This is a genomic window from Acinetobacter sp. CIP 64.7 (genome assembly GCF_000369745.1).
Lineage (GTDB): Bacteria > Pseudomonadota > Gammaproteobacteria > Pseudomonadales > Moraxellaceae > Acinetobacter > Acinetobacter fasciculus.
On the sequence record NZ_KB850179.1, the window covers coordinates 929,439 to 954,555 of the forward strand.

Here is a 25,117-nt window from a genome sequence, read left to right on the forward strand (position 1 = left end):
ACGTTTGGTCCTTTGACTCGGCGCTTTATAAAGGTTCTAGCTAGCAGTTTTGTATTCGAATAACTAGGAGGCGGATGATACCGAATTTTTCAGGAAAATAAACAACTTTCAGTCACATTTTGTCCTAATCTTTATCGAAAAAAAACATCATGCTAATCCATCCCCTAAATCATCATCTTACAGTGTGACAGCAGAAAGAAAAGCGTGTTCTTTTATGCTTTTTTGTAGCGTAGGCGACATTCAGGTAATCAATCTCAAAATTATTCATTAAGTATTTAATTATTAATAATAAATATAAATTAAATAATGAGATAAAATTAAAGAAAATTTAACACTCTTACGACAAATATTTCGTAAAAAGATCACAATTGAGATTTAATATTTTAACAACGGCTTAGATGGCCAATTTTAAGAAAAACAGGACAATTTCATGCGTCTCTTAGCACTTACCAGTTTGATCCTTGCCAGCACCCTCGCCACAGGCGCATTTGCAGCTCCTGCTGAATCTCTGAATTATAATGTTGTTAATCTTTCAGCAGAGGCCAGCCGTGAAATCTCAAATGATGAAATGCATGCTGTGCTTTATATTGAAAAATCCAACAAACAACCAGCTGAACTGGCCACTCAAATTAACCAGCTGATGAATCAAGCAATTGCCACAGCACGCAAATATCCAACTGTGAAAATCGAGACTGGGGCACAAAGTACTTACCCTATTTATGACAATGACAACCGCAAATTAAAAGAATGGCGTGGTCGTGCCCAGATTCGTCTGGAATCAAAAGATTTTAAAGCGACATCTCAATTGATTGCTGAATTACAACAGCACTTCCAGACCCAGTCGATTAATTTCAAGGTATCTGACGAAAAGCGTAAAAAAGTTGAAAGCGAGCTGATGATTGAAGCCACCAAAAACTTCCAGCAACGCGCACAGGCACTCACCCAGACCTGGAACAAACCGAGTTATCAACTGGTGAACTTAAACCTGAATACTAACAATTATTCACCACAGCCAGTACCGCGTATGGCCATGATGAAATCTGCATCGGCTGATATGGCGGTTCCTGAGCAGGAAGTTGCAGCAGGCGAATCGCAAATGGCCGTCAGCGCGAATGGAGCGATTCAGTTTAAATAAGACCTCATTATATTATTCAGACTTTTAAGAACCACTCTTTTGAGTGGTTTTTTATCATGTGAATATTCTTTAAAAAGCGAGGCTACAAATTCATACAAACTCAGGTAGGAATTGAGGTTTGACCGGTTTAGAGTAACGGACATTTGTTCCAGTCCTCTCTGCTCATGTCCCTTGACCAACTGAATCTTTACCTGTTTCATATCTTAAATGTACCCGACCAAGCCTCAATCTGGATGATCAACTATGCCTCCCTGATTGCGCATGACCTGGTTTATCTCTTTTTGCTGATTTTTGCTATTGCTTGGTTCCGTGGTAGTTACGAAGTAAAAACAGGGATTATTAAAGCCTTCATCTTTACAGCTATTACATTATTGATGAGTGAAGTATTGTCTGCGGTACTCAATACCCCACGCCCGTTTGTGATGGATGTTGGTCGCACCCTGATTGAACATGCACCGACTGGTTCTTTTCCCAGCAACCATATGAGTATTTTTAGTGGGATTGCCTTCGCCTATTATTTTTCACCGCAGCGAGACTTGGGAAGAATTCTAATCTGGACAGCTTGGCTGGTAGCGTGGTCGCGTGTTTATGTCGGTGTGCATTTTCCGATTGATATGCTGGGTGCGTTTCTGATGGCAATAACAGTAAATTTAGCTGGATTACCATTGTGGTGGAAATATGAGAATCAAATCATGAACTTTATTTTGGGTATTCATTATTGGTTATTTTCGCCTTTAATTCGAATGGGCTGGATTAAATAAATATAATTAAAATGTCATAAAAAATCCCGCTCGAAAGCGGGACTTTTTGAATCTCTAAACTTGAATCTGAATAACTCAATAAATCGCCATATGATTGCGATGAATCATTTCTAGTGAACGTGCTTCACCTAACACCTGATGTACTTTATCCGATGCCAGACCACGAACGATATCTGCTGAACGCGAACTGAAATTGACACGCCCTACAGCAATCCGGTGACCTTGTGTATCAACACATTCCACCACATCACCACGTTCGAAGTGACCTTCAACAGCTTTGACGCCTACAGGCAACAAGCTACGATGATTGTCTTTAATGGCTTTTACTGCACCATCATCAATCACCAAACGACCTGCGGTTTGCAAGTGAGCCGCCAACCATTGCTGATGCGCTGTCATCCGGTCTTTGTCAGTGACAAATAAGGTGCCTAACAATTCGCCAGACATTAGACGTGATAGAACACCATCACTATCACCACTTGCAATTAAGGTCGGACAGCCCGACTTTGCAGCCAGACGTGCAGCACGAACTTTGGTCAGCATGCCACCACGACCAAATTTACCGCCTCCACCGGCCATATCAAACAGACTTTCATCCATCGCACGTACGGTATGGAACAGTTTGGCATCTGGATTAGACCGCGGGTCTGAGTCAAACATCCCTTCCTGATCCGTTAAGATAATCAGAAGGTCTGCATGCACCTGACCCGCAACCATCGCAGCAAGTGTGTCGTTGTCACCAAAGCGAATTTCGTCAGTCGAAACAGTATCATTTTCATTGATCACCGGAATCACACGCCAGTCAATCAGGTTCTGCAAAGCATCACATGAATTGAGATAACGACGACGATCTGCCAGATCATCATGGGTTAACAATACTTGCGCAGTTCGAATCTGGTGTTTCTCTAGTACGCTTGACCAAGTATGGATCAGACCCATCTGACCGATGGCAGCACAAGCCTGAAGACTGGGTAGATCGGTGGGTCGATTCTCAAGTTTCATTCGCACCATACCTTCAGCCACAGCACCGGAAGACACCAGAATAATCTCGTGTCCTGCATTGTGTAGATCTGCGATTTGTCCCGCCCAATGCGAGATGGCATCTAAATCTAAACCTTGTCCATTTGCTGTGAGTAAAGATGATCCGATTTTAACAACGATTCGTTTACAACCCTTGAGCTGACGCTGCCCATCTACCACTTCTATCATCTTGTCCTCAGACTCTTCTCTCAGAGATTAGCGTACGTAGTACACTTCCACATCACTATCATCATCGCCATCTTCATCATCTTCATCATCGCCCAGAATACCGGCAAGACGTTGCTGACGACGCATCTCACGATACGCTTCTTTTGCAGCGATGGTTTGTTCTCGTGTTTCAGCTTCAAGCTGATCACGGAATGCTTTCATTTCTGCTGCATATTCTGGATCTTCAGCTTCGCGTTCACGTTGCTCTTCGATCTGATCCATCAGGTAGTAAACTACGTCTTTGGTGCCTTCAGCCGTTAAGCCAGAAGTTTCAAAAACTGGGCCTTCCCACTGTAATTCTTCAAGAATATGGGTGCACCATTCTTCACGTGTTTCTTCAGCCAACTGATCGACTTTGTTCAGCACCAATACGATCGGCAGTTTTGAAAGCGTTGGGGAGAAATTTTCTAACTCTTTCATAATTGCTTTGGCATTGTGTGCCGGATCTGAGCCATCAATCGGTTGTACGTCAACGATGTGCAACAAGATACGGGTACGCGCCAAGTGCTTCAGGAAGCGAATCCCAAGACCTGCACCTTCAGATGCGCCTTCGATCAGACCTGGAATATCCGCCATCACGAATGAACGGTGACTGTCAGCATCGACCACACCCAGGTTTGGCACCATGGTGGTAAATGGATAATCTGCAACTTTTGGTTTTGCCGCTGACACAGCACGAATGAAGGTCGATTTACCCGCATTTGGCATACCCAGCAAGCCGACATCTGCCAGAACTTTAAGCTCTAGACGGATTTCACGGAATTCACCTTTTTGACCATGCGTACACTTACGTGGTGAACGGTTGGTCGATGATTTAAAGTGGGTATTACCTAAACCACCATCACCGCCTGCTGCAACTTTCACGCGTTGACCGTCTTCGATCAAGTCGCCAATAATGTCACCAGACTCAACATCTACAATTGTTGTTCCTACCGGAACTTTTAATACGGTATCTTCACCGCCACGACCAGCACAGTTCGCCCCACGGCCATTTTTTGCTCGTTCTGCACGATATTTACGTGTATAACGATAATCAACTAGCGTACTGGTGTCGTCGTCAGCCTGAATATAAATGCTGCCGCCACGACCACCATCACCACCATCTGGACCACCAAATGGCACGAATTTTTCACGGCGAAAACTGGCTACGCCATTGCCACCGTCGCCAGCCTCTACGGTAATGACTGCTTCATCAACAAAGCGCATATTGCCAATCCTCTAAAAACTTTAAAACCCCATATTCTGCCATATTTTAAAGAATTTCTCGAATAGAATTATGCAGCAATCCCATAAATCTTACTCAGTCATTTTTTCACCGAGCCTATTTGATCTATCTAAGGCATAGATTTGGAGAAAGAATGCTTTAAAGATGGAAAAGAAGTGGTAGGAAATCAAGCGCTTTTGCCCTAGTACTATCCCCTATTCTGGAAATTCTTTTTGTGAATTTCTTGATGATTTTAAAATAATTTATAGAGAAGTAAATTTTCAAAAACCGTATTTACAAGAAGATATTCTGATGCAGACACCTTTTAAAATCAGTATTTTATATAAACCAAGATAAGTCCAAATTTTGTATTTTCACAAACACTGCATTCCTGCCATTTAATGAAAACTATTTAATAACATTTTGTTTATGTTCTAAAATATCTGGCAGACTTTTTTCAATCCAGCCAATTAAATACATGATTTTTTCAGCCGCTTGCGAACCGGTAATCGTCAATTGATATTCCACTTTTGGCGGTACCACCGGATAAACCGTTCTCAAAATAAAACCATCCTGTTCCAGCATTTTTAAAGTCTGGGAGAGCATTTTTTCACTTACCCCTTCAATGCGTTGTTTCAGTTCACTAAAACGATGCACCCCTTCACTTAAGCAACGCAAAACCAAGACCGACCATTTATTGGCAAGGTGTTCCAATATCTCACGTGATGGACATTCAGTTGATAAAACCTGCCCCAGTAACGGGCTGATTGCATAATTTGTCATACTATTCTCACCATATTTTTATTACTTACTCATTTTAATATACTTACTCTTTGTAAGTTATCAAATTCATATTTCGCCAGCAAGTAAATTTGTTGATTCTTATTAGATTAAGAAAGTTCACTTTAAATAAAAAAATCATAAAAAAAGAGCCTCAATTGAGGCTCTTTTTTTTAGCTAAATACTAATTATGCATTAGTTTCAGCAGGAACTTTTGGATAGCTTACGCCGCCCATTTGTTCAGCAATACGCAATACCTGGCAGCTATAACCCACTTCATTATCGTACCAAACATAAGCAGTTAAACGGTTGCCTGAAGTGATCGTTGCTTGCGCGTCGAATACACCTGCAGTGCGTGAACCAATAAAGTCAGAAGATACTACTTCAGTCGAGTTGGTATAACCGATTTGACCTTGCAGGCTAGAACCGATTGAAATCTGACGAATGTATTCGTTCACTTCATCACGATCAACGTCTTGACCTAAAGTCAGGTTAAGAATTGCAAGCGATACGTTTGGTGTAGGTACACGTACAGAGTTACCTGTCAATTTACCTTGAAGAGCTGGAAGCGCTTTCGCTACTGCTTTCGCTGCACCAGTTTCAGTAATGACCATATTCAATGTTGCAGCACGGCCACGACGGTCAGCTTTATGGTAGTTGTCGATCAAGTTCTGGTCGTTTGTGAACGAGTGAACTGTTTCAACATGACCATTCAACACTGTGTATTTATCATGCAATACTTTCAGTGTAGGTGTAATTGCGTTAGTCGTACAGCTTGCAGCAGAGATGATGGTATCTTCATCAAGGATGTCCGCCTGGTTTACACCGTAAACCACGTTCTTCATGTCACCTTTACCAGGTGCAGTTAGAATCACACGAGCAGCGCCCGGACATTTAAGGTGTTGAGCAAGACCTTCAGCATCACGCCATTTACCTGTATTGTCGATCACAAGTGCATTGTTGATACCGTATGCAGTGTAATCCACTTCAGAAGGATTCGATGCATAAATCACTTTGATGAAGTTACCGTTGGCAATGATTGCTTCGTTTTCTTCATCTACAGAAATTGTGCCTGCAAATGGACCATGAATAGAGTCACGACGAAGTAAAGAAGCACGTTTTTCCAAATCACCATCCGATGATTTACGAACCACGATTGCTTTCAGGCTAAGACCACGACCCAGACCTGATTGACCAATCATCAAACGTGCCAGGATACGACCGATACGACCGAAACCATAAAGAACCACATCTTTATGTTCTACAGCAGCAGCATTGCCTTCGATCGATTTAACAGCGTCTGCAACAAATGCATCGATGTCGCCGCCTTTTTCTTTAAATTCAACAGCAAGTTTACCCAGATCAACTTCAGCAGAACCGATGTTTTCTACTTTCACCAATGCTTCAAGAATTGGGAAAGTATCAACTACAGAAAGTTCAACGTCCAGTACGCGAGTACGGCGGTGTGCTTTCAAAATCTGAATCACAGAACGGTTAATTAAAGAGCGACCATAAACTGTAGCTACAATATTTTTTTCACGATATAACTGGCCAACAAGGGCAATCATACGTTCCGCAAGTTCTTCACGGTTTTTCCAGCGACCTTGGTGTTCTGCATGGAGGGCAACAATAGTGTCTTTGCTCACAGATACGTCCTCTAATTAATTGTAAATCTAAGCATAAATTTCTAAACCCGACAATTGTAATGGAATTGGCCGCAAGTTTGAATCAAAAGCTCGTTGAGACGGGTAGTTTTTAACGTATATTCACTATAAATTTCAAAAATAGTTGTAATTAGCTGAATGATTTTGCATTCGAAAATGCTAAAGACCACTATTTTTCAGTACCTGGCACAAATTTGTTAAATGTTGTTTATTCATTCAATCTCTTTTTAATTTTAAGAGTTGAGCCGGTCCTGATAGTTTTCCAGATTTTTCTTAAGGGCTAATTGCTGTTTACGCTGCTTCAGCAAATGCAATATTCCTTCCACAACCAGCAGTAAAACAGCTAGCCAGATTGGAATATAGGTCAGCCATTCACCTGATTCCACACGCTCACCCAGTGCCATCGAGGCAAAAGCGAGCAGTACCGGCTCCAGATAACTCAACAGCCCAAAGATGACAAAAGGTAAATATCGGCTAGCCAAAATATAGCTACCTAAACCGAGCGCACTTAAAAAGCCTAATCCAAGAACTGCCAAGATCAAGTGAGAATGATTCAACATGAGCGGCATGGAATCACTGTAAATAAAGCCCAAATAAAATGCCACAGGCAAAATCAGAAATAGATCCCACCAGAATCCACCAAGATGATCGGTCGCGAATTTACGCCGCATAAAGAAATAAAGTGGATAAGCTAAAGCGACATAGACCGTTTCCCATGCGATTGAACCGATCCGCCAGATTTCATGTCCTACCCCCAACATTGCCAGAGCAACAGCAACCATCTGGAAGGATGATAATTTTTCTTTATAAAGCACACAGCCGACCAGCACCATCACCAGAGGCAGGAGAAAATAACCGAGTGAGACTTCGAGGCCACGCCCATTGATAGGGCCCCATAAAAACAACCACAATTGTGTAGTACATAACAGCGAACTAATCAGCAACCAGATCAAAAATGAAGGCTGTCGTAATACCCGCTTAAAAATACTGCTGATATGTTTCAGATCACCCGACCACCACATGAAGGCTGTGAGGAATGGTAAGGTCGCCAGCATGCGCCATGCAAAGGTCTGTTCACTATCTAAAGGCTGTAAAAAAGGCGTAAATACATACAGCACTCCAAAAACCACAGAGGCCAAGACAGATAACGCGATGCCTTTATACATAGTTAAACTCTAATTTCATTCGCCGGCATTATAACGATTAGTACAATAGAAAGCTTGATGCTTCATCCATTTAAAATGTAGCTATCTCTCGATTTTAGATTGTCTTTTGACACATAAAATAAAAAACCATGCCATAGCATGGCAGAGTAAAACTTGAAGTGCGACATAAACCACCTAATTAATTTAAAGGGTTTATGGAGTATATAAAATTGTCATACCATCATCTTAACTTTGAAGATCGTACTGCATTAATGCTTGAGTCAAGAAAAGAAGGCTTTTCAGCCAGAAAATTTGCTGAACTCATTAAAAGACATCCTAGTACGATCTATCGTGAGCTTAAAAGAAATAGCATCAATGACGTTTATCAAGCTCAATATGCTTCTGATAACACCTTCGCTAGACGTAGACGTGGTCACAGAAAACTCAAAATCGATTCAATCCTCTGGAAATTTATTGTTGAAGCGATCCGTTGTTTATGGTCTCCTCAGCAAATAGCAAAGCGTTTAAAGACATTTCCTGATTTGGATCAAACAATGAATGTAAGCCATACAACGATTTATTCAACGATACGAGCATTACCAAAGGGTGAGTTGAAAAAAGACTTATTATCCTGTCTGCGTCATGAAAATAAAAAGCGAAAAGCTAACGGTGAACCTAAAAAAGATTCTATATTACAGGATATTAAAACTATTCATGAGCGCCCAGCCGAAGTTCAAGAAAGAAAAATACCGGGTCATTGGGAAGCTGATTTAATTAAAGGTAAAGACAATAAAAGTTCGATAGCAACACTTATTGAACGAAATACACGGCTCTGTATCTTGGCAACATTACCTGATGCAAAGGCAGAATCAGTGCGCAAGGCTTTAACTGAAGCTCTGAAATATTTACCTGCAGAACTGCGTAAAACGTTGACCTATGACCGTGGACGCGAGATGGCAGAACATAAAATACTTGAAGAAGATTTAGGCATAGATGTATATTTCTGTGACCCACATTCACCCTGGCAAAAAGGCACATGCGAAAATATGAATGGTTTAATTAGGCAATATTTACCTAAAGGGATTGATTTAAATCAGGCAGATCAGCATTATTTAAATCAAGTTGCCATGTCACTGAATACTCGTCCTAGAAAAGCGTTAGATTGGCTTACACCATTAGAGAAATTTGCTCAGCTTGTTGATTATCATAAGACTTTTCAAACTGTCGCACCTCATGTTTGAATTCGCCCATGGTTTCCATTAAGACGATATTTTTATCTTTGAGTTTGTTTGGTATGAATTACATCACTCAGGTCATAGCCCACCGACTGTGCATATTGTAAATATTCATTCACCACATTTTTATCCAATTGCGGATCACGTGAGAGTATCCACATATATTTACGTTTTGGCTCACCGACCAGAACAGTTTGATAATTTTCATCCAGTTTTAAGACCCAATAATCGCCACGAGCGACCGGAATCCAACGAATAAAGTCTGGTAAGAAACTGACTTTTAACTTGGTATTCTGCGGTGGATTTTGCACAAATGCCTCGCCCAATGACTGGGTTTGTCCACCATCTTTTTTAATGCAGCGGTTATCCACCACGATATTGCCATTTTCATTTAAAGTATAGGTCGCTGTGACATCGCGATCACACTTGTTTTGAAAATACAAAGGTTTGCGTGCTACTTCGTACCATGTTCCCAGATAACGGTCCAGCTCAACTTTCTCAATGGTCGGTAATGGCTCGTCTTTCGCATAAGCCATGGTAGCGGCGCCCAAACCAAGAAGAACCGCACTACCCACCGCAATTTTTGCCAGCTTTAATCCAGTACGTGAAAATTTTTGAGTTGTCATAAAGATACCTATTGCATGTTCACAAAATATTTATTTAAAAATTTCTGTTCATACAATAGCTTTATCCAATTCCTAAATTTGTTACATTATGTTTGGTTTGTGATTGATTTTACGTCATTTAAATAAGATTTAATGCAACAAAAATCAATCAAACATCTGGGCTTTTAAACGCACAATTTCATCACGCATACGCGCAGCCTGCTCAAACTGAAGCTCTTTTGACGCTTTCAGCATTTCCTTTTCAAGCTTGTTAATGTGTTTCGCAAACATTTTCGGATCTGCCATGATATGCCGCTCATCGGCACTGATCGCACGTGCCTGATCCGAGACTTTCAATTCAATTGAATCATCATCCAATACTTCACCAGTATCAATTTCCTTGATCACCTGACGCACTGCACTGCGCGGCGTAATGCCATGTTCTTCATTAAACTGAATCTGCTTGGCACGACGACGATCCGTCTCCTCAATGGCTTTCTGCATCGAATCAGTAATGCGATCAGCATACAAAATCGCCTTACCTTTCAGGTTACGCGCAGCGCGGCCAATGGTCTGAATGAGAGAGCGCTCAGAACGCAGAAATCCCTCTTTATCTGCATCCAGAATGGCAACCAGTGACACTTCCGGCATATCCAGCCCTTCACGCAGCAGGTTAATCCCGACCAGTACATCATGCACCCCGGTACGCAGTTCATGAATGATTTTGACCCGCTCGACGGTATCGATATCGGAGTGTAAATAAGCGACCTTAATCCCGTATTCTTTCAAATAAGAAGTTAAATCTTCGGCCATGCGCTTGGTCAAGGTTGTGACCAGTACCCGCTCATTAATATCTTTACGCAAATTAATTTCGGAAAGCACATCATCGACCTGCGTCAAAACTGGACGAATTTCAATTTCCGGATCGATCAGACCAGTCGGACGTACCACCTGTTCGACAATCTGCTGGGATTTTTCCAGCTCATAACGTGCGGGCGTTGCGCTGACATAAACAGTCGTCGGCACAATACGTTCCCATTCCTCAAATTTCATTGGACGGTTATCCAGCGCGCTCGGCAAACGGAATCCGTAATTCACCAGATTTTCCTTACGCGAACGGTCACCTTTATACATGGCACCAATCTGCGGCACCGTCACATGCGACTCATCAATAATCAGCAAGGCATCATCCGGAATATAATCGAACAAGGTCGGCGGCGCTTCACCCGCAGAACGGCCCGACAAATGCCGAGAATAGTTTTCAATGCCGTTGGTATAACCCAATTGCTGCATCATTTCCAGATCATAGCGTGTGCGCTGCTCGATACGCTGGGCTTCCAGCAGTTTGTCATTTTCACGGAAGAACACCAGTCGCTCTTTAAGTTCGTCTCGGATGGTTTCAATCGCACGGGATAAATTGTCTTTCGGCGTAACATAGTGGCTTTTAGGATAAATGGTCACACGAGGTACTTTACGAACCATTTTCCCTGTCAGGGGATCAAACCAGCGGATAGAGTCAACTTCATCATCAAACAGTTCAATCCGGATCGCATCCTGATCGGATTCAGCCGGAAAAATATCAATAATTTCACCACGAATACGATAAGTACCGCGCAGGAATTCCAGTTCGTTACGTGAATACTGCATCTCGACCAGACGGCGAATAATATCATCACGGCCAATGCGATCGCCTTCCACCACATGCAGCAACATGCTCATATAGGCATTTGGATCACCCAAACCATAAATGGCAGACACCGACGCGACAATAATCGTATCACGACGTTCTAATAATGAACGGGTTGCAGAAAGGCGCATCTGGTCAATATGGTCATTAATTGCAGCATCTTTCTCGATAAAAGTATCTGAAGATGGCACATAGGCTTCCGGCTGATAATAATCATAATAACTGACAAAATATTCGACGGCATTATTGGGGAAAAATGCTTTAAATTCGCCGTAGAGCTGCGCAGCCAAAGTTTTGTTATGTGCCATGACAATGGTCGGACGCTGTGTCTGTGCAATGACATTGGCCATAGTATAGGTTTTACCAGACCCAGTAACCCCCAGTAAAAGCTGATCATGAAAACCCTGTTCAATGCCTTTGACAAGTTTTTCAATGGCCTGTGGCTGATCGCCTGCTGGTTGATAACTGGTCACTAATTCAAAGGGTTTTTTATCACTCATAGCTTTCGCTGACTTCGCTGCGGATATAGATTTGATTTATTATGAGGGTAAATTGGAATTACTCAATCCCTGCTTAGGTTTCTGTTTGGTAAAATAAAACAATATTAGTATTCATTATTTGTTAGCGCTTGACTCATTCTCTAGTTTGAAAAATCATCAATAAAATATACAGTTACAAAGGGAATAAATACAGAACAAACTAATCATTTTCAGCCAGCAGCTTTATTTGGGCGTACTCGGTATCCTGTTTTGGCTTATGGGTGAAATACTCTATCTGTTTGGCTAGTCCGGCACAATTTTGCCTTGACCCCTTTTCATTTCACGGGCAACATGAAGATCAGGATGGCCTAGAATCGACAATTATGACTTACCACTATCACGATGAAAGTATTGTTAAATCCCTTCCGGAAAATACGGTTTTTGTTTTTGGCAGCAACTTGGCTGGACAACACGGTGGTGGAGCAGCCAGAACGGCACTTGAGCATTTTGGTGCAGTCATGGGCGTGGGTCGTGGCTGGGCGGGTCAGAGCTATGCCATTCCCACCATGAACGAGCATTTGCAACAAATGCCGCTCTCACAAATCCAGCACTATATTGATGACTTTAAGATTTACACCAAAAATCATCCTAAAAATAAATATTTTATTACTTCCTTGGGTTGTGGGATCGCAGGTTATAAGGTCGAGGAAATTGCACCGATGTTTAAAGGCATCTCACGCAATGTCATTTTCCCGCAATCTTTCCGTCCTTTTGTCGAAAAGCCGCTGCCAAAATTAAGCGCAAATTTCTTACATACCATATTCCGCGATTCCGTGATTTTAACTCCGGCCAGCGATGAGTTGATTGAAGAACTGCCTTTGAGCGAAAATGAAAAAAGCCTGGCAAGAATTATTTTAAATACCCAGATCTATCCGACCGACAGCAATGGACGGGAACGTGTCTTTGAAATTGAAGATATCCTGCATAATCTGAATACCAAGCTGGTCGATTTTCAAAGCCATTCAGAAGGTGCCATGCTGTTTGGAGGCGTGATTTTAGCGCTACTGGAACTTTATAATATTAACGAGAAAGATTTTATCGATGTCTGGCAAGGCGAGAGAGAAATCGCGCCACCGAAGCCGGAAAATAAAGCGCGTAAAAGCATTCGTTAGTGCTATCAAAATATCTTTCAAAAAAAGCCAATGTTTGAATTGGCTTTTTTTTCTGGGCGGCTAAAATGTCGAATATGAAATCAACCAGGTGTGGATTTTATTTTGGTCGGCATTTAGAGAGCTTAAATATTTCGTTTGCTTTATTAAGAATAAAATTGAAAGAGATTTGGATAAATTAGAGCACCATTTTCTCTTTGCGCGAAAGATGAATCAAATATTACTCATCAACTCCCTAAAAATTTCCACAAAAAAAGCCATGATTTATCATAGCTTTTTGAGTCTGATCAATTAGCGCTTGCCCATTGAACGGCGCGTACCACGTGGTGGCATCCAGGTACGGTCAGCATAACGCTGTGGTCTTGGTCTTAAATCTTCCAGAACTTCTTCTGCAGCATTTTGCTCTGCTTGCTTGATCGGGAAAGGTAAATTAACCAGGGGCTTTTTTTTGGGAGGAGTTTGGGTGCTCATGTGATTCACTCAATAATATATGCAGCTATTGTACAAAAAAACTCAGTCGACTGGGTAGCAGGATCTTGGATAAATTCATATGCTCTTGTTTTGGAAAAATAAAAAATCATCCCATGATGATAAATGCTTGAATCAATGCAGCCTAAAATTTACCTAAACTCTCCTCTATATCTTCTACGATAAAAATTCATAGGATTGAAATTTTAATGCTTTCAAGAGCAAATTTCCTTCACTTTTATACTTAAGCTATTAAGGTAAAAGTAATTATATTTACACGCTATACATTTCTTAAAATTCAAGAGATATAAACAAAAAATATATAGAATTTACCAATATCAACCATCGATTAACTTTTGACCTGTTGTTCTATAACTGAATTTTTTAATGTAATTCACATAATTAATGAACTAGAAAAACGAATAAACAAACTGGACATGGAGTTCCAAATCAATGAAAACATTGCTGGCATGTATGGCAGGCCTAGCCACTTTACCTATGGTCGCACATGCAGATTCCCCTTATTTTAGCTTGCAAGATGGAGATGGCTTTAAGCGCTTTTCGGTATCAGTCGGTGCATTGCATGTGATGCCGCAAGGCAAGGCCCAACCATTTAAAGTGAATACTGCTGTCGAAAACGGTAAAAGTTATAGAAACGGCGCTATCAATGTTGATACGGTCGTCAATAATCTTGATCCTTCTGTCGATCAGATAACAGTGAAAGGATTATTAGAAGGGATTGGTTTCTTCACTGGAGGTACATTACCAGCGAATATCAGTGGAACCACTCAAATCAATGGTCTATCTGAATGGGATAATCCAGGTACCGGTCTGACAGCGGATGATGTCACCACTTTAGGCATTATGACCAATTACTATTTTACCGATAATATTTCTTTTGAAATGAAAGCCGGCATTCCACCCAAGGTTGATCTGCAAGGTAAAGGTAAAATCTATGCACCGTTCTCGGGAACAGCAACCCCTACTCTGGGCAATATTGAACTTCCTATCGATATTATACTGAAGAAAGATATCGAGATTACTGATCTGGAAGCCTATGGTCCGGCTGCCTCTGCCCGCGCCTGGACACCTGCCTTTGAATTCCAGTATCACTTTGGTAAAACCGGAGTGAATAAATTCCGGCCTTATGTCGGCTTAGGTGTGATGTATGCCTATTTCAATGAACTGGAAATTAACTCACGTACCGAGCAGGACCTGATTGCTGCAGGACATATGATTGCCAATATTAAACAAGGCAATGCTGGTGCTTCCCTTGAAGGCAAGCTAAGTGAAGCCGATCCAAAAGTAAAGCTTGAAGCATCCGATGCTTTCGCGCCTGTGGCCACGGTCGGCTTTAGCTATGACTTTAATGACACTTGGTTTGCAGTCGGTTCAGTATCTTATGCACATCTAAAAAATGACACGACAATTACGGTGACAGATGCAAATTTAGGTGAACTGATTCGCTCTAAAGCCGATATTGAAGTCAATCCGATTCTGGCCTATGCCGGGATCGGTATGCGTTTCTAAGCTCAATATCCGATTTTTAATTAAAACGGCTTCGGCCGTTTTTTTAGGCTTAATATATTAGACCTCTTGCGAAAGTAAAAACTGCCTCAATATAGATTTCATGAAATATCAGAAATTAAATCGTTTTTCAGATTCTGAATTCCAGCGCTTGGTTGGTGTACCTCGAGCAGTTTTTAGTGAAATGGTCGAAGTTTTAAAAGAAGCAGAATCACTTAAAAAGAAATTAGGGCGTCCTCATACTTTAGCTATAGAGGATCAATTATTATTAACACTCAATTACTTACGGAGCTACAACACCCAATTGGAATTGGCGGCAAATTACCATATCGCTGAAAGTAATGTGAATCGAACTATTAAAAAGGTTGAAGATGCATTAATGAAATCAAGACGTTTTACCCTGCCAAAACGAAGCATTACCACAGCAGACGAACAATTTAACTGGGTAATTATTGATGCGACAGAATGTTTAATAGAACGCCCGAAAAAAAAATCAGAGTAAGTTCTACAGTGGTAAAAAGAAGAAACATACGTTAAAAGCCCAAGTGATCTATCATCCGAAGAGCAAACAAATCATAGGAGTAGATATATCGTCTGGCAGTCAGCATGATATTAAATTGGCAAGAAAAACAGTTAAGAAATTCAAACATTGTGACTATGTTATGACCGATTTAGGGTACTATGGGTTAGAGCAAGATGGCTTTAAATTATTGATGCCAATAAAGAAAAAGAAGAATTTACCCTTATTTGATGCTGAGAAAAATTACAATAAAATGATTGGAAAAATACGAGTTGTAATCGAACATATTAACAGTCAATTGAAAAGATTTAGAATAACCTGAGTTCGATGAAATATTTTAGCTTTTTAGCAAGTTTTGGAAAGTTGGCTTATTTGGATTTAAGCAATAAGCCACTATAGCAGCCATAATATTCACCATAAAGTTATTCACCGAACGATGACGTGAATGGTCAATTTGATGTAAGTTTTTTAACTGATCATTCACTGTTTCGATCAATCCTCTTCTGCAAAGCAATTGTTTTTCTTCTTCAGTTTGGATGGGTTTATTTTTCATATTCTTGCGTGACGGGGTTAATAGTCTGAGCCCCCTTGCTGCTAAAGCTTCAGTTTTTGCTTTACTCAGATAGCCTTTATCGCCCAGTAAAATACCTTTTAACTCTTGGGTTAAAGATTCAAGTACAGCAACATCATGAACACTTCCCGATGTAATCTTGAGATTAATAATTTCACCCAAGTTGTTGATAACAATATGGACTTTAAATCCATAAAACCAACCTGTGCTACTTTTACCACGACCAGCTAAGCCTTTAAATACACGATGTCTTTTAATTCTAAGATTATGGCAAACGACCAATTTAGTCGAATCAATAATACAAATTCCGGTATCTTCTCCTTTAACTTGATGGAAGAAACTACTCAAAGCTTGCAAACAACGCGGCATAATTTCAATAAAACGATTGTAACTAAGAAGCTTGGGAAAAGCTGATTTCCAAAATGGGATGATCATATGACAATAAAAATATTTGAAAAATCTAAACCCGGATTTATGAAATAAAATGACAATGGTCATGACTTCAGACAAGCTTAAAGCTGACTTTTTCATTGTTGTTTTTTGATCAGAAATTAGAGCTTTCTCTAAAGATTCATTAAACTTTTTGCAGAAATCATCCAAGATACAAAATAATTCGGTAATATAGTCCATGAAAAAGCCTTGCTCTGAAATGTTTTGTCTTCGTAACCAAGATATTACAGATGCTAAGGCTTTTTTTTATTTATTTTTTATGTCGAACTCAGGTTAGAATACTAAGTGAACGCTATCGAAATAGACGGAAAAGATTCGGTTTACGCATTAACTTAATCGCTGCACTGGTAAACCGGATGAACTTGCAATAACGACTTTCGCAAGAGATCTATTAATAAAAAAAATTTATCTTTTGATCAATATTTATTTAATCGCCTCTATTGCTTGAATCGAATACTATACATATCAAATTTATAGGCATGAATGACGTATGGCTGACAGTCAATTTTCCAAAGCTCTTATTTTTATGCTGATTGGCTCCGCCATCATTTTGGCACTGTCACTGGGTGTACGTCATGCCTTTGGCCTGTATCTGGTACCGATGAGCGAAGAATTCGGTTGGGGTCATAATGTTTTTAGCCTGGCTATTGCCATGCAAAACCTGATCTGGGGTGCAGTTCAGCCGATTACCGGGGCATTTGCCGATAAATATGGCAGCAAGATTGTGGTAGCTGTAGGCGGAGCCTTATATGCAATTGGTCTACTCTTGATGGCAGTTAGCTCGACCGGATTATTGCTTAATCTGAGTGTCGGCCTGATTCTGGGTCTCGCCCTGTCAGCTACGTCATTTCCGGTGTTATTGTCTGCAGTTGGACGTGCTGCCCCACCAGAAAAGCGCAGTTTGGCGATGGGAATTGCTAGTGCGGCCGGATCTTTTGGTCAGTTTATCATGCTGCCTTCAACCCTGTTGCTATTACAGAATGTCGGCTGGTCAGCGGCGCTGGTGGTCAGTGCCATTTTAATTGCATTGATTGTGCCATTGGCCTGGATGCTGAAAGCACCGATGTATGTTCATCCCAACGCGGCCGCTACCCCCAATAAAGTCTCACTCAATTTTAAACAGATTCTGGTGGTGGTGAAAAATCATAAACCCTTCTGGTTTCTGGCTATGGGCTTTTTTGTTTGTGGTTTTCAGGTAGTTTTTATTGGCATTCACCTGCCTGGCTATCTGATTGATCATGGGTTTAATGCCACAACCGGTACGATCTTCTTAGCCTTAGTGGGTCTGTTTAATGTGGTAGGCACCTATACGGCCGGCTGGCTGGGTGGCAAATACTTCAAACCGCATCTACTGATGGGATTATATGCATTGCGTGGAATTGCGATTATTGCCTTTCTCATGCTGCCTCTCAGCACATGGACAGTCTATAGCTTTGGTGTCATTATGGGGTTACTCTGGTTATCGACCGTTCCGCTGACCAATGGCATTGTGGCGAATATGTTCGGGGTGAAATATCTGACCATGCTCAGTGGCATCGTGTTCTTTACCCATCAGGTTGGCTCATTTTTTGGTGGCTGGCTCGGTGGAGTTAACCATGATTTGAGTGGCAATTATAATGCGGTGTGGATGCTATCCATTGTCCTCAGCATTTTTGGCGTACTGGTGCATTTCTGGGTCAATGAGGAGCAAATCGTCCATGACTGATTCTCTATTGAAACTCAAACTCTTGATTGCTGTGGCAATCCTGCTTTTACTGGCTTTGTCGATTGGACTGTGGTTTCAAACACCTCAGTTATTTGAATATTTTAATCAGGCTTTTTGCGCACACTAAACTGCTGAAATATCCTCAGCAGAAAATGCGCAATCCATCGCACAATAAGTTAAATGTTTCAAAATCAACTAAATATTAAAAATATCAGATTATTCATAAACTTATCATTTCTTTTGATTTTATTTCAGTCCGGAATTTTCTTAGATTCTCATCAACAAGAAAATTCTGAGACTTTATAATGACCAGCTTAACCCAACTTTCACAAGCCATTCATGATGCTCCACGCTGGCATCAGCAAGATCAATTTCAACATCCGGCTGAAATCAAGATTGTACCGCAAACAGATCAGGCCTTAGGCGCAGTGGTCTTTGGTCTGGATGCCCGTAAAGCCCAGTCATCTGAAACCATTTTACAGTTAAAACAGGCTCTGGCCGAGCATCTGATTTTGATCTTTAAGCAGCAAAGTCTGGATGATTTACAATACTTGGCATTTTCAACTTATTTCGGTTCCATTTTCCGCCCAGGTGCAGATACCCCGGTATTGGCTGCGCAGTCCGATAGCGGTGTTCCACCCGATGTCGTGCCGGTTTCCAATGCCGTCGGTCAGGGAGACTATACCGGGCATGGTGAACTGACTCCACATACCGATCATCAATGGACACCTTTACCCTCTTTTGCTTCCTTATTGTATGCGATTGAACTGCCTCAGAACGGTGGACAGACCAGCTGGATCAATACCATTAAAGCCTATGATGCACTCAATAAAGAAACCAAAGCACAGATTGATCAGCTGCAACTGATTACTTATAACCCTTTCGTGCGCCGTCAAAAAACCAGAGATCAGGCTGATTGTTAGCGGCAGTGTAAAAATGACCCCCTAATGGCATTTAAAAACTGACCCCCTTGGTTAATATAGCGGTCATTTTGGACTGCTCAATATGTTAACTTTGGAGCAAGCAGTGACAATCCAAATACTTCATCAACAAGGTAAATCTATTAAAGCCATTACTCGTGAACTGGGGGTGTCCAGAAATACTGTGCGTAAATATTTACGGCAAAACACCACACCTCAGTATCAGCGTATACAGCCTAGAATAAGTATCCTTGACCCATATAAACCCTATTTACTCCAACGTGTAAACGCAGCTCATCCTGAATGGATTCCTGCTGTTGTGCTCTACCAGGAAATTTTAAGGTTGGGATATCCAGGAAAGATCAGGATCTTGAGGGAATATCTTGCAACATTAAAACCAGTTGCTCAACCGGAACCGATCATTCGTTTTGAAACCCAACCTGGCCAACAAATGCAGGTGGATTTCACCACAATTCGACGCAACAACACGACTTTAAAAGCCTTTGTCGCAACATTAGGGTATTCCAGAGCGACTTTCGTGAAATTTTATGATCATGAACGTACGGATGCATGGATCGATGGTCTGGAAAATGCATTTCAGTTCTTTGCAGGAGTACCTCAAGAAATCCTGTTTGATAACGCTAAAACGATCATGATTGAACGGGATGCCTATCAGGAGGGGCAGCATAAATGGAACCCCAAACTGCTCGACTGCGCCAAGAAATACAGCTTTCGTCCTCGCGTATGTAAGCCCTACCGTGCACAGACCAAAGGCAAAGTTGAACGCTTTAATGGATACCTCAAATCAAGCTTTATTGTGCCATTAAAAGCAAGCCTGAAGACTTCGGGTTTACTGTTAGATGTTGATGTCGCCAATGCCCATATTGGCCGGTGGCTGCATGAAACAGCCAATCAGCGGATTCATGCCACCACGCAAGAAAAACCGGCTGTTCGACTGCAACAGGAGCAGCAAAAATTTACGCCATTACCGCAATCAGATACAGGTTCCAGCACTGTACCTGTTGCAGCAGCAGAGCATGTCATGCCCTACGAGAGTTTGCAGCATCCCTTATCGGTATATGACCAGTTGCTGGGAGTTTCCTGATGAATCTGCAATACGACCGTATAGAGCAGCTTTGCCAAAAGCTCAATCTGCCTGCCATCGCATCACAATGGTCACATCATGCACAACAAACATTAGGTCAGGATGGAAGTTATGCCGACTTTGTTGAAGCGATCTTGACGCATGAATATGCTGCCAGGCAACAGCGCAGCCAGCAGGTACTGATGAAACTCTCAGGCCTGCCTCAAGTCAAAACCCTGGAAGACTATGATTTTAATTATGCCCTAGGGGCCCCTAAATCACAGGTGATTGAACTGTTCAATCTGAGCTTTATTGCTAGAGCAGAAAATGTGGTGTTTCTCGGGGCTAGCGGAGTAGGAAAAACGCACTTATCTATGGCATTAGGCTATAAGGCCATCATGAACAACATTAAGATCAAGTTCATTACCGCCGCCGATCTCATGCTGCAACTAAGTACAGCCTACCAGCAAGGTAAACTGAAAACCTATATGCAACGTGCGGTACTGGGACCAAAGTTACTGATTATCGATGAAATTGGTTATTTACCGTTTGGACGTGAAGAAGCGAATCTGTTCTTTAACGTGATTGCCAAGCGTTATGAAAAAGGCAGTACGATATTGACGAGTAACTTACCCTTTAGCCAATGGTCTAAGTCATTTGCGGATGATGTTACGTTGACCGCTGCGATGTTAGATCGGCTATTACATCACTGTCATGTGGTACAGATATCGGGTGAGAGTTATCGTTTGAAGGATAAAAAAAGAATTGGGATTCAGCCGCAGGTTGAAACTTAATACGAGATCAAAGGGGTCAATTTTACTTCGCCATTTTTAAGGTAAAAGGGGTCAATTTTAAAATGCCGTTGACAGATGATCAAGGTTATGGCAATAGCCCGCTGTATCGCTTTAAAGATCAGCCCATATTAAGTCATGCCTATCCACATCCACTGGTGCGCACTCATCCTGAATCCGGTCGTAAAGCACTTTGGCTGAATACGCATACCGAAGTCGAACTGGTCAATTATGATGATCAGGCTGGCAGTCAACTGATCGCAAAATTACGTGAGCATATTTCAAAACCTGAGTTCGCTTATGAACATCACTGGGAAATTGGCGATATCGTGTTCTGGGATAATCAGGTGACTTTGCACTCACGCCGTCCATTCCCGGCTGATCAGCGCCGTTTATTAAAACGCATCAGTCTGGCGGGTAGCCGTCCGTTTTAGAAATGAGAAAATCAGAATAACAAGAAAGGTCATTACAACCTTCGATAATAATGACTCACATGTAAATCCTCTACCATTGAGACTTTGACCGGCCCAATGGTTTTTTATTTTCTCGAATAATAAAACTATCTAACTCTGAATATAAGTATAGATAGTAAATTCCTTAACAAAACAAAGCGCCTGTTTACTTTTCCTCACCTAATCTGCCTAGTGTATTTTCCTTTTTCTGCTTAGCGTATTAGAAAATCAGCAATAAACCTATGGAAAGAGGAAACGATAATGAATCAGCTTCAATTTTCAGATTGTGTGCAAACCTGTATGAACTGTTCCCTGGCATGTGCCAACTGTGCCAGTGCCTGTCTTAAAGAAGAAGATCTGGAGATGATGCGGGAGTGTATCCAGCGCTGTCTGGACTGTGCAGATATCTGTCAGCTTTGCGCCCGTATGGAACAAAAGCAATCTCCATTCATGCATGAAATATGTGAACTTTGTGCGAAAGCCTGTGACTACTGTGTAGAAGAATGTGGTCATCATGAAGATGAACATTGTCAGCAATGTGCCGAAGCATGCCGCCGCTGTGCTGAAGAATGCCGAAAAATGGCGGCTTAAAAATTCGATTTGATCAACTTGACTGACTTAATCACTTCCAATAAAAAAACCGCAAGTGAAGACTTGCGGTTTTTCTGTCTAAGTCAAATATCTCACTTAGAATAAACGGTTCATACCATTCAGTGTGGCTACACGATACGCTTCCGCCATAGTCGGATAGTTAAACGTGGTTTCTACGAAGTACTTGATGGTATTGTTCGGGCTGTTCATGACTGCCTGACCAATATGGATAATTTCAGAGGCATTATTACCGAAGCAATGTACACCCAAAACTTCCAATGTTTCGCGATGGAACAGAATCTTTAATTCACCCATAGTATCACCGGTAATCTGTGCACGTGCCAAATGACGGAATGATGCCTGACCGACTTCATACGGAATTTTTTCTTCAGTCAGCTGCTGTTCAGTCTTACCAATCGAAGAAATTTCAGGAATGGTATAAATCCCGGTTGGAATATCAGTCACCGGCGCAACGTCTTTCTCGCCGCTCATATTGGCACCTGCGCAACGACCTTGGTCATAGGCAGCAGAGGCTAGCGAAGGCCAACCGATTACATCACCGGCAGCGTAGATATTTTCTACTTCAGTCTGATATTGATCATTCACAGTCAATTGACCACGGCTGTTCGGTTTCAGGCCGACATTTTCAAGGCCTAGACCATCGGTATTGCCTGAACGGCCATTACACCACAAAATCGCGTCGGCTTTAATTTTCTTGCCGCTTTGCGTGTGCATCACCACATGGTCGTCAAATGTTTCTAAAAAGTCGATCTGTTCATTATGACGAATCAATACACCCTGTTCACGCAAGTGATAAGACAGTGCATCAGAAATTTCATCATCCAGATAGCTTAAAAGTTTGTGTTGGGTGTTGATCAAGTCGACTTTATGTCCTAGACCAATAAAGATCGAGGCATATTCACAACCGATTACACCTGCACCATAAATAATGATTTTCTGGATGGAATAGTCCAGATCCAGAATTTTGTCTGAATCAAATACACGTGGATGATTAAAATCAAGAATGTCTGGACGATATGGACGCGAGCCGCTGGCAATGACCAGTTGCTTGAACATCAGCGTTTCTTTAATGCCATCTGGGTTAAATACAAAAATGGTATTTTGATCCTGAATATAGGCACGACCATGATAAATATCAATTTTATTGCGGTCGTAGAAACGTGAATGTGTATCTACTTGTTGTTGAATAACTTTATGTGCATGACGCAACACTTGCTTCATGGTGAACTGCTTCCAGTCCCCGACTTTTTGAAACAGTGGATCACGTTGATAACGGATAATACTGGATACTGTTTGACGCAATGCTTTACTTGGAATCGTACCGACATGGGTACAGTTACCACCCAGCTGTTCACGCATCTCAACGATTGCAACACGCTTACCAGATTTGGCAAGTTTCATTGCCGCGCCTTCGCCCGCAGGGCCCGAACCTAGAACTACCGCATCATATTTAACGAAAGTCCCACTAACGACCTCTTTTTTACGTGGCATTCAACGCTCCTCAAAATTAAAAAATTCACTTTAATCTACACTCTTATTATGACGTAAATCCTGTTGATTTGGTGTATTTAACTCACATATATTGCTTGATAAGAACATTTTTTAAATGAATACCCCTTTTTGCCCTATTTAGAACGAAGTCCGTTATAATAACTGCGCTATCTTTGAGTATCTCCCCCTTCAAAAACAGTGGAAAAGTTGAATATGTCTGAAAACCGTAAACCTGAACAGGGCGTCAAACTTCGCGGTGCGGAAAAAGTTGCCCGCATTCCTGTAAAAGTTGTTCCTACGGTTGAAACGCCACGCAAGCCGGACTGGATCCGGGTGAAAATGGCGGCACCTGAAGAAGTTCAACGTATTAAAACCACACTACGTCAGCAAAAATTACATACGGTGTGCGAAGAAGCCGCCTGTCCAAACCTGCCTGAATGTTTTGGTGGCGGTACTGCGACTTTCATGATTATGGGCGATATCTGTACCCGTCGTTGTCCGTTCTGTGATGTGGCTCATGGCCGTCCAAATGCACTCGATGCAGATGAACCGCGTCATATGGCAGAAACTATTGCCAATCTGGGTTTGAAATATGCAGTGATCACTTCGGTAGACCGTGATGATTTACTGGATGGCGGTGCACAGCATTTTGTAGATTGTATTAAAGAAGCGCGTGCTCTAAGCCCGAATACCCTGCTGGAAATTCTGGTGCCAGATTTCCGTGGTCGTATGGATATCGCGCTGCGCATCATGACTGAATGCCCACCAGATGTGTTTAACCACAATATCGAAACTGTACCGCGTTTATATAAAGCCATGCGTCCAGGTTCTGACTATCAACACTCTTTAAACCTGCTGAAAATGTTTAAAGAATACTGCCCGGACGTACCAACCAAATGTGGTCTGATGGTCGGTATTGGTGAAACTGAAGAAGAAGTGCTTGCCCTGCTTGATGATTTATATGCGCATGGCGTAGATTATGTGACGATTGGTCAGTATTTGCAGCCTTCAAAAGAACATGCAGCGATTGACCGCTTTGTGACACCTGAAGAATTCGAGCGTTATACCGAACATGGTCAAAAACTCGGCTTCCGCAATATCTGGGCAGCACCAATGGTTCGTTCAAGCTACTTTGCCGACCGCCAATACTACGGCGAACCTGTACCAGCAGTGCGTCGTAAAGTGGATCCTGCAAAAAAAATTGCAGTCCAGGCCATTGAAGCTTAGTCCTGTTTAAACAAATGAAATAAAAGCCCTCTCTTGTAGAGGGCTTTTTAATATCCATAATTGAAATTCTACTCAGCGTTAAACGCCATTTTTTATTTTAGATAAGATTAAGTCATTACTTATCTTCACATTTCTTTGCGCGTTCTCACTTGAAGACTGAGCATTTTTCAAACAATCTCAAAAATAG

21 protein-coding genes and 4 pseudogenes are annotated in these 25,117 nt (G+C 41.6%); 15 read left to right on the plus strand and 10 right to left on the minus strand.

Annotated features, from left to right (window positions below):
* The first annotated feature begins 430 nt into the window (after positions 1-430).
* Together F890_RS11005 and F890_RS11010 are read left to right on the plus strand one after the other, a co-directional pair.
* Positions 431-1,135: an SIMPL domain-containing protein gene (locus F890_RS11005; RefSeq protein ID WP_004279706.1), complete on the plus strand. Its 705-nt coding sequence runs from the start codon at positions 431-433 to the stop codon at positions 1,133-1,135.
* Between the two features lie 164 nt (positions 1,136-1,299).
* The gene (locus tag F890_RS11010; RefSeq protein WP_004279704.1) at positions 1,300-1,896 is read left to right on the plus strand and encodes a phosphatase PAP2 family protein; all 597 of its coding nucleotides are present in this window, start codon (positions 1,300-1,302) and stop codon (positions 1,894-1,896) included.
* Between the two features lie 75 nt (positions 1,897-1,971).
* On the opposite strand, the gene proB is transcribed toward F890_RS11010, so the two are convergent.
* The 5 genes from proB to rarD all read right to left on the minus strand — a co-directional run bounded on the left by proB (position 1,972) and on the right by rarD (position 7,958).
* On the minus strand, positions 1,972-3,105 hold the full coding sequence (proB, locus tag F890_RS11015; RefSeq protein ID WP_004279682.1) for a glutamate 5-kinase: 1,134 nt from the start codon (positions 3,103-3,105) through the stop codon (positions 1,972-1,974).
* Positions 3,106-3,132: 27 nt separating this feature from the next.
* On the minus strand, positions 3,133-4,350 hold the full coding sequence (cgtA, locus tag F890_RS11020) for an Obg family GTPase CgtA (protein ID WP_004279681.1): 1,218 nt from the start codon (positions 4,348-4,350) through the stop codon (positions 3,133-3,135).
* A gap of 406 nt (positions 4,351-4,756) precedes the next feature.
* Complete coding sequence (locus F890_RS11025) at positions 4,757-5,131, minus strand: winged helix-turn-helix transcriptional regulator (protein WP_004279680.1); 375 nt, start codon at positions 5,129-5,131, stop codon at positions 4,757-4,759.
* A gap of 185 nt (positions 5,132-5,316) precedes the next feature.
* Positions 5,317-6,774, minus strand: a complete 1,458-nt coding sequence (locus F890_RS11030; protein WP_004279679.1) for a glyceraldehyde-3-phosphate dehydrogenase — start codon at positions 6,772-6,774, stop codon at positions 5,317-5,319.
* Between the two features lie 251 nt (positions 6,775-7,025).
* Complete coding sequence (gene rarD, locus F890_RS11035; protein ID WP_004279678.1) at positions 7,026-7,958, minus strand: EamA family transporter RarD; 933 nt, start codon at positions 7,956-7,958, stop codon at positions 7,026-7,028.
* Positions 7,959-8,209: 251 nt separating this feature from the next.
* Here rarD and F890_RS11040 point away from each other — a divergent pair, with 251 nt between their 5' ends.
* Entirely contained in the window at positions 8,210-9,178 is a 969-nt protein-coding gene (locus F890_RS11040) for an IS30 family transposase (RefSeq protein ID WP_081398964.1), read from the plus strand.
* Positions 9,179-9,210: 32 nt separating this feature from the next.
* On the opposite strand, the gene F890_RS11045 is transcribed toward F890_RS11040, so the two are convergent.
* Both F890_RS11045 and uvrB read right to left on the minus strand, forming a co-directional pair.
* Positions 9,211-9,798 (minus strand): lipocalin family protein, encoded by a 588-nt coding sequence (locus tag F890_RS11045; RefSeq protein WP_004279677.1) that lies wholly within the window; start codon positions 9,796-9,798, stop codon positions 9,211-9,213.
* Between the two features lie 144 nt (positions 9,799-9,942).
* Positions 9,943-11,964, minus strand: a complete 2,022-nt coding sequence (gene uvrB / locus F890_RS11050; protein WP_004279676.1) for an excinuclease ABC subunit UvrB — start codon at positions 11,962-11,964, stop codon at positions 9,943-9,945.
* Between the two features lie 362 nt (positions 11,965-12,326).
* On the opposite strand from uvrB, the gene F890_RS11055 reads away from it, so the two are divergent.
* Positions 12,327-13,115 carry an A1S_2505 family phage non-structural protein gene (locus F890_RS11055; RefSeq protein ID WP_004279675.1) on the plus strand — a complete coding sequence of 263 codons (789 nt, stop codon included), beginning with the start codon at positions 12,327-12,329 and terminating at the stop codon, positions 13,113-13,115.
* A 288-nt stretch (positions 13,116-13,403) separates the two neighbouring features.
* Here F890_RS11055 and F890_RS11065 read toward each other — a convergent pair whose 3' ends face one another.
* Positions 13,404-13,583 (minus strand): hypothetical protein, encoded by a 180-nt coding sequence (locus tag F890_RS11065; protein ID WP_004646507.1) that lies wholly within the window; start codon positions 13,581-13,583, stop codon positions 13,404-13,406.
* A gap of 450 nt (positions 13,584-14,033) precedes the next feature.
* Here F890_RS11065 and F890_RS11070 point away from each other — a divergent pair, with 450 nt between their 5' ends.
* Both F890_RS11070 and F890_RS18210 read left to right on the plus strand, forming a co-directional pair.
* Positions 14,034-15,110, plus strand: coding sequence for an OmpW/AlkL family protein (locus F890_RS11070; RefSeq protein WP_005251313.1), 1,077 nt, complete (start codon positions 14,034-14,036; stop codon positions 15,108-15,110).
* Positions 15,111-15,210: 100 nt separating this feature from the next.
* A pseudogene (locus F890_RS18210) lies at positions 15,211-15,943 on the plus strand (IS5 family transposase); the annotation flags it as partial.
* Positions 15,944-15,964: 21 nt separating this feature from the next.
* Here F890_RS18210 and F890_RS11085 read toward each other — a convergent pair.
* Positions 15,965-16,828 carry an IS982 family transposase gene (locus tag F890_RS11085; RefSeq protein ID WP_004729973.1) on the minus strand — a complete coding sequence of 288 codons (864 nt, stop codon included), beginning with the start codon at positions 16,826-16,828 and terminating at the stop codon, positions 15,965-15,967.
* Between the two features lie 95 nt (positions 16,829-16,923).
* Here F890_RS11085 and F890_RS18590 point away from each other — a divergent pair.
* From F890_RS18590 to F890_RS11120, 8 genes and pseudogenes are all read left to right on the plus strand, one after another.
* Positions 16,924-17,019 (plus strand): annotated as a pseudogene (locus tag F890_RS18590) (IS5/IS1182 family transposase); the annotation flags it as partial.
* A gap of 119 nt (positions 17,020-17,138) precedes the next feature.
* Positions 17,139-18,353: an MFS transporter gene (locus F890_RS11090; protein WP_005104600.1), complete on the plus strand. Its 1,215-nt coding sequence runs from the start codon at positions 17,139-17,141 to the stop codon at positions 18,351-18,353.
* Positions 18,346-18,480, plus strand: a complete 135-nt coding sequence (locus tag F890_RS19250) for a hypothetical protein (RefSeq protein ID WP_005104601.1) — start codon at positions 18,346-18,348, stop codon at positions 18,478-18,480. Before F890_RS11090 ends, F890_RS19250 begins: the two co-directional genes overlap by 8 nt.
* Before the next feature lie 178 nt (positions 18,481-18,658).
* Positions 18,659-19,258 (plus strand): annotated as a pseudogene (locus F890_RS11100) (TauD/TfdA dioxygenase family protein); the annotation flags it as partial.
* Between the two features lie 100 nt (positions 19,259-19,358).
* Entirely contained in the window at positions 19,359-20,378 is a 1,020-nt protein-coding gene (gene istA / locus F890_RS11105; protein ID WP_004733225.1) for an IS21-like element ISAba8 family transposase, read from the plus strand.
* On the plus strand, positions 20,378-21,151 hold the full coding sequence (gene istB, locus F890_RS11110) for an IS21-like element ISAba8 family helper ATPase IstB (protein WP_001053379.1): 774 nt from the start codon (positions 20,378-20,380) through the stop codon (positions 21,149-21,151). Before istA ends, istB begins: the two co-directional genes overlap by 1 nt.
* A gap of 71 nt (positions 21,152-21,222) precedes the next feature.
* Positions 21,223-21,582, plus strand: a pseudogene (locus F890_RS11115) (TauD/TfdA dioxygenase family protein); the annotation flags it as partial.
* A 279-nt stretch (positions 21,583-21,861) separates the two neighbouring features.
* Positions 21,862-22,191 carry a four-helix bundle copper-binding protein gene (locus tag F890_RS11120; protein WP_004279668.1) on the plus strand — a complete coding sequence of 110 codons (330 nt, stop codon included), beginning with the start codon at positions 21,862-21,864 and terminating at the stop codon, positions 22,189-22,191.
* Between the two features lie 96 nt (positions 22,192-22,287).
* Here F890_RS11120 and sthA read toward each other — a convergent pair whose 3' ends face one another.
* Entirely contained in the window at positions 22,288-23,703 is a 1,416-nt protein-coding gene (gene sthA, locus F890_RS11125) for a Si-specific NAD(P)(+) transhydrogenase (protein WP_004646501.1), read from the minus strand.
* A 213-nt stretch (positions 23,704-23,916) separates the two neighbouring features.
* Between sthA and lipA the strand changes: the two genes are divergently transcribed.
* Positions 23,917-24,930 (plus strand): lipoyl synthase, encoded by a 1,014-nt coding sequence (lipA, locus tag F890_RS11130; RefSeq protein WP_004279666.1) that lies wholly within the window; start codon positions 23,917-23,919, stop codon positions 24,928-24,930.
* Positions 24,931-25,117: the final 187 nt, after the last annotated feature.

Excerpts from the sequence above, each read along its gene's own strand:
- F890_RS11005 (WP_004279706.1), top strand. The coding sequence starts at position 431 with ATGCGTCTCTTAGCACTTACCAGTTTGATCCTTGCCAGCACCCTCGCC.
- F890_RS11010 (WP_004279704.1), top strand. The coding sequence starts at position 1,300 with ATGTCCCTTGACCAACTGAATCTTTACCTGTTTCATATCTTAAATGTA.
- proB (WP_004279682.1), bottom strand. The coding sequence starts at position 3,105 with ATGATAGAAGTGGTAGATGGGCAGCGTCAGCTCAAGGGTTGTAAACGA.
- cgtA (WP_004279681.1), bottom strand. The coding sequence starts at position 4,350 with ATGCGCTTTGTTGATGAAGCAGTCATTACCGTAGAGGCTGGCGACGGT.
- F890_RS11025 (WP_004279680.1), bottom strand. The coding sequence starts at position 5,131 with ATGACAAATTATGCAATCAGCCCGTTACTGGGGCAGGTTTTATCAACT.
- rarD (WP_004279678.1), bottom strand. The coding sequence starts at position 7,958 with ATGTATAAAGGCATCGCGTTATCTGTCTTGGCCTCTGTGGTTTTTGGA.
- F890_RS11040 (WP_081398964.1), top strand. The coding sequence starts at position 8,210 with ATGCTTGAGTCAAGAAAAGAAGGCTTTTCAGCCAGAAAATTTGCTGAA.
- F890_RS11045 (WP_004279677.1), bottom strand. The coding sequence starts at position 9,798 with ATGACAACTCAAAAATTTTCACGTACTGGATTAAAGCTGGCAAAAATT.
- uvrB (WP_004279676.1), bottom strand. The coding sequence starts at position 11,964 with ATGAGTGATAAAAAACCCTTTGAATTAGTGACCAGTTATCAACCAGCA.
- F890_RS11055 (WP_004279675.1), top strand. The coding sequence starts at position 12,327 with ATGACTTACCACTATCACGATGAAAGTATTGTTAAATCCCTTCCGGAA.
- F890_RS11065 (WP_004646507.1), bottom strand. The coding sequence starts at position 13,583 with ATGAGCACCCAAACTCCTCCCAAAAAAAAGCCCCTGGTTAATTTACCT.
- F890_RS11070 (WP_005251313.1), top strand. The coding sequence starts at position 14,034 with ATGAAAACATTGCTGGCATGTATGGCAGGCCTAGCCACTTTACCTATG.
- F890_RS11085 (WP_004729973.1), bottom strand. The coding sequence starts at position 16,828 with ATGGACTATATTACCGAATTATTTTGTATCTTGGATGATTTCTGCAAA.
- F890_RS11090 (WP_005104600.1), top strand. The coding sequence starts at position 17,139 with ATGGCTGACAGTCAATTTTCCAAAGCTCTTATTTTTATGCTGATTGGC.
- F890_RS19250 (WP_005104601.1), top strand. The coding sequence starts at position 18,346 with ATGACTGATTCTCTATTGAAACTCAAACTCTTGATTGCTGTGGCAATC.
- istA (WP_004733225.1), top strand. The coding sequence starts at position 19,359 with ATGTTAACTTTGGAGCAAGCAGTGACAATCCAAATACTTCATCAACAA.
- istB (WP_001053379.1), top strand. The coding sequence starts at position 20,378 with ATGAATCTGCAATACGACCGTATAGAGCAGCTTTGCCAAAAGCTCAAT.
- F890_RS11120 (WP_004279668.1), top strand. The coding sequence starts at position 21,862 with ATGAATCAGCTTCAATTTTCAGATTGTGTGCAAACCTGTATGAACTGT.
- sthA (WP_004646501.1), bottom strand. The coding sequence starts at position 23,703 with ATGCCACGTAAAAAAGAGGTCGTTAGTGGGACTTTCGTTAAATATGAT.
- lipA (WP_004279666.1), top strand. The coding sequence starts at position 23,917 with ATGTCTGAAAACCGTAAACCTGAACAGGGCGTCAAACTTCGCGGTGCG.